This window comes from Terriglobus sp. YAF25, assembly GCF_052113305.1.
GTDB lineage: Bacteria > Acidobacteriota > Terriglobia > Terriglobales > Acidobacteriaceae > Terriglobus.
In genome coordinates, this window is the sequence record NZ_JBFRCY010000458.1 from 1 (window position 1) to 3771 (window position 3771).

Sequence of the window (3771 nt, forward strand, 5' to 3'; positions counted from 1 at the left end):
CTCGTAGGCAATGTAGCGCTGTTGGGAGATAAACGGAAGTTCGTATCGGCGCTCATCTCGCCCAACTTTGCCAACCTCACGCTGGCGGCCAAACAGCAGGGAACGGAACTGCCCTCCGATCGCAAAGCAGCCTTGGAGAGCCCGGCGGCCCAGTCGCTCTACAAGGCCGTAATTGCTGATGTGAACAGCACCCTGGCGCCATTCGAGAAGATCAAGAAGTACCGCGTGGTTGTCGATGAGTGGACACCCGAGTCGGGCGAACTGACGCCGAGCATGAAGCTCAAGCGGCGAGTGATCAACGACAAGTACAAGGACGTTATCAACGATATCTACTCCGTCGACGCCGAGTAAGGAGTCGACGCGTCCCAGCATTTAATTGCTGTCATCCTGAGCGTTCGGCTCCCCAGCGGACTTGTTCGCTGGGATGATTAGCGAAGGACCCGCTTCGCTGAGGCACGAGGGATGGTCGGATATTCCGTTGCCCCATCTTCGCGGTTTGATCGCGAAGAATGGGGCTTCATCATGTCAGCAAGAAAATGAATGCACCTTCGGGAATTAGAATCCCTGCATGCGATTCCGTGCCGTTCTGCCTTTTCTTCTGGCTACCTCACTGCTGGCCCAGCGCCCAACACAATCTGATCCGCTGAAGCCTCCTGCCTGTCCGGGAAGAGCACCTTTCACCCATCCGACAACGCAGCAGCTTATCGAGACCCAGCAACAAGCAGCGCACGATCCGCTCTATCTTCTCTCCGCGGAACCGGTGCCGAACTTCGCACAGGAGCGCTACAAACTCGCAGACTACTACGACTGTGTTCCCGGAGCGGGCTGCTACTGGGCCGATATCGATGCGCAGTACGACCGTGCGATTGCGGTGCTGGAGCATGCCACTGCGACACGCAGGCAGGGCGAAAAGCTCGCGATCGTGTTGGATATCGATGAGACAACGCTTTCAGCCTACTGCGAAGAAAAGCGCGAGGACTTCGGCTACATCGGAAGTATGTTCAATCAGTGGGTGATTTCTCCGGAGGCATCGCTACCGATTCCGGGAACGCTACGCCTGGTGACAAAGGCGCAGGCTGCGGGTGTGGAGGTCGTTTTCATTACCGGCCGTCCGGAAGAACAGCGCGAGGCGACGGCCCGCAATCTCGAGACAGCGGGCTTTCATGGATGGAAGCAGCTTTATCTGCGGGAGCCGGGAAAGTATCCCTCGACGATTGCCTACAAATCAGCGCAGAGAGCGAAGGTGGTTGCGGCTGGATATCGGCTGATCCTCAATATCGGAGATCAGTACAGCGACCTGTTCGGAGAGCCGCAGGCCGAGACGAGCGTAAAGCTGCCAAACCCGTTCTATTACCTGCCTTAGAGCATTTTCCCTGTAGGTGTGGTGTAGGGCTTCCGCATCTATGGGCGTTTTCCGCAATGAAAACGCCGCCGCAYGCTTCTTTCGGGATACCCAGTAACAGGGAAAAATGCTCAAAACGTCATATCCCGCCATCACAGGTGACGGCGGGGATATGCGGTAGCGTCTTCCTTAGTAGCCGCCGGTGGGAACTCCGACTGCATCCATAGGATTCGCCAACTCATTCACGATGCGCACCGACGCGGAGGCCCCGATTCGGGTGGCTCCAGCAAAAAGCATTGCCTGGGCGTCGGCCAGGCTGCGAATACCGCCGGAGGCCTTGACGCCACAGCGGATTCCGGCGACGCCGCGCATGAGTTGGATATCGTCGATCGTGGCTCCGCCTGTCGAGAAGCCGGTCGAGGTCTTGATGAAGTCGGCGCCGGCTTCGATAGCAAGCTCGCTGGCACGCATCTTGTCTTCAAAGCTCAGAAGGCAGGTTTCCAGAATGACCTTCAGAATGCCGCCGTGGGCGTGGACAACCTCGGCGACGATGTGGATGTCGTGCTTGACAGCGTCGAATTCGCCGGACTTAAGAAGACCAATATTCAGCACCATATCGACGTCATGCGCGCCCAGGGCGAGGACACGCCCCGCTTCTTCCTTCTTGCTGGCGGTCAAAGTGGCGCCCAAAGGGAAGCCGATGACGACACCGACAGGAACTCCGGTGCCCTTTAATGCTGCTGCTGCAGTCCCTGTCCAGAAGGGATTCACCATGGCGCAGGCGAACTTGTACTTCGCGGCCTCCTCGCAGATAGCCAGTACCTGGGCCCGCGTGGCGTCTGGCTTTAATAGGGTGTGATCCAGTACTGCAGCCAGGGCTGCGGGAGAAGAGAGTGCCTGCGCAGCAAAGCTGGCGGCGTCGAAGGTGGTCGGGTCAGGGACCGAGATACTCATATTGCTCCTGCGTATGGCCCATGTTGGGCCCAAGAGCATATTCTATGCCCGAAAAATAGAGGCAGAGACAAAAGTGGATGGACCAATCGATGATTTTTGCTGGCTTACAATCACCCTTGTTGGTTTGTTAACACGAAGAGGTTTGGATGGAGCTTACAACAACGCAGTCRATCTCGGGTGGGCCAGAGACGACAAACATGAAAGCCCTTTCGACAGCGACCGTGCTGTTCTTTATGTGGGGTTTTCTAACTTGTCTGAATGACATTCTGATTCCTCACCTGAAGATGGTCTTCGAGCTGAGCTATGCCCAGGCCATGCTGATACAGTTTGCCTTCTTCTCGTCCTACTTCGTCTTCGCAATTCCGTCCGGCAAGCTGGTGGACTTCATCGGATACAAGCGCACCATGATTGCCGGCCTGCTGACGATGGCCGTAGGTGCACTGTTGTTTCTTCCCGCGGCTTCGCTGGCGGCTTTTCCGCTCTTTCTCGCTGCTTTGGTCGTGCTTGCCGCCGGTATCACCGCCTTGCAGGTCGCCGCCAATCCGTATGTAGCCAACCTTGGACCACAGCGCACAGCCAGCAGCCGGTTGAACCTGGCACAGGCCTTCAATTCGCTCGGAACGACGGTGGCTCCGTACCTGGGTAGCGCCCTGATTCTGGGAGCCGCAGTCGAAGCGCCAAAGCTTGGCAGCCTGACACAGGCGGCATTGCAGCAGTTCCGCGCGCAGCAGGCTTCCACCGTGCGTTTGCCATATCTCGGGATAGCCGGTTTGCTGATGCTGCTTGCGGTAGCGCTGGCAGTGATTAAGCTGCCGCCGATGGGCGGGTTAACGCAGGACTTCCGTCCTGACGCGCGCGGTTCCTCGTGGGGAGCGCTGTTGGGGCATCCGCAGCTTCTGCTGGGAGCGGTTGGCATCTTCCTCTATGTCGGCGCAGAAGTGACGATAGGAAGCTTTTTGGTGAACTATATGCACCTGCCGGAGATCAGCGGATTCACCGAAACGGTGGCGGCGAGGTATGTATCGATCTACTGGTTCGGCGCGATGATCGGGCGGTTCGTCGGTTCAGCGGTGCTGCAGAAGGTAAAGACCTCCAAGCTGCTTGCGTTGGCAGCGACGGCGGCATGCCTGCTGGTGCTGCTGAGCATGTTGAGTTCGGGTCATACGGCGATGTGGTCGATTCTGTCGGTAGGCCTGTTCAATTCCATCATGTTCCCAAGCATCTTCACGCTCGGTATCGCCAACCTGGGCGAGTTGACGAGCAAGGGATCGAGCCTCATGGTCTGCGCCATCGTTGGTGGAGCGGTGATCCCACTCTTCTCGGGCTTCGTGGCCGATAAGATCGGCGTGCAGCATGCGCTGATGGTGGCGGCTGTCTGCTACGTGTACATCGTGGTCTTCGGGTTGCGCGGCGATCACAGCGCCACAGAGCACCGCGCAGCCTAGAGCATTTCTCCTGTAGGTGTAGTGCAGGGC

Annotated in this window: 3 protein-coding genes and 1 pseudogene; 3 read left to right on the forward strand and 1 reads right to left on the reverse strand. The window is 57.9% G+C overall.

What is annotated here, in order from left to right; all coding sequences use genetic code 11:
* Positions 1-351: pseudogene (locus tag AB4043_RS17890) on the forward strand (AMP-dependent synthetase/ligase); the annotation flags it as partial.
* A 217-nt stretch (positions 352-568) separates the two neighbouring features.
* Positions 569-1363 carry an HAD family acid phosphatase gene (locus AB4043_RS17895; RefSeq protein WP_442299750.1) on the forward strand — a complete coding sequence of 265 codons (795 nt, stop codon included), beginning with the start codon at positions 569-571 and terminating at the stop codon, positions 1361-1363.
* 168 nt (positions 1364-1531) lie between these two features.
* Here the strand turns inward: AB4043_RS17895 and deoC are convergent, their stop codons facing one another.
* Positions 1532-2296: a deoxyribose-phosphate aldolase gene (gene deoC, locus AB4043_RS17900; RefSeq protein WP_442299749.1), complete on the reverse strand. Its 765-nt coding sequence runs from the start codon at positions 2294-2296 to the stop codon at positions 1532-1534.
* Positions 2297-2493: 197 nt separating this feature from the next.
* On the opposite strand from deoC, the gene AB4043_RS17905 reads away from it, so the two are divergent.
* The gene (locus AB4043_RS17905) at positions 2494-3741 is read left to right on the forward strand and encodes a sugar MFS transporter (RefSeq protein WP_442307681.1); all 1248 of its coding nucleotides are present in this window, start codon (positions 2494-2496) and stop codon (positions 3739-3741) included.
* The last annotated feature ends 30 nt before the right edge of the window (positions 3742-3771 follow it).

Coding starts and splice junctions, on each gene's coding strand:
- AB4043_RS17895 (WP_442299750.1), top strand. CDS start 569: ATGCGATTCCGTGCCGTTCTGCCTTTTCTTCTGGCTACCTCACTGCTG.
- AB4043_RS17905 (WP_442307681.1), top strand. CDS start 2,494: ATGAAAGCCCTTTCGACAGCGACCGTGCTGTTCTTTATGTGGGGTTTT.
- deoC (WP_442299749.1), bottom strand. CDS start 2,296: ATGAGTATCTCGGTCCCTGACCCGACCACCTTCGACGCCGCCAGCTTT.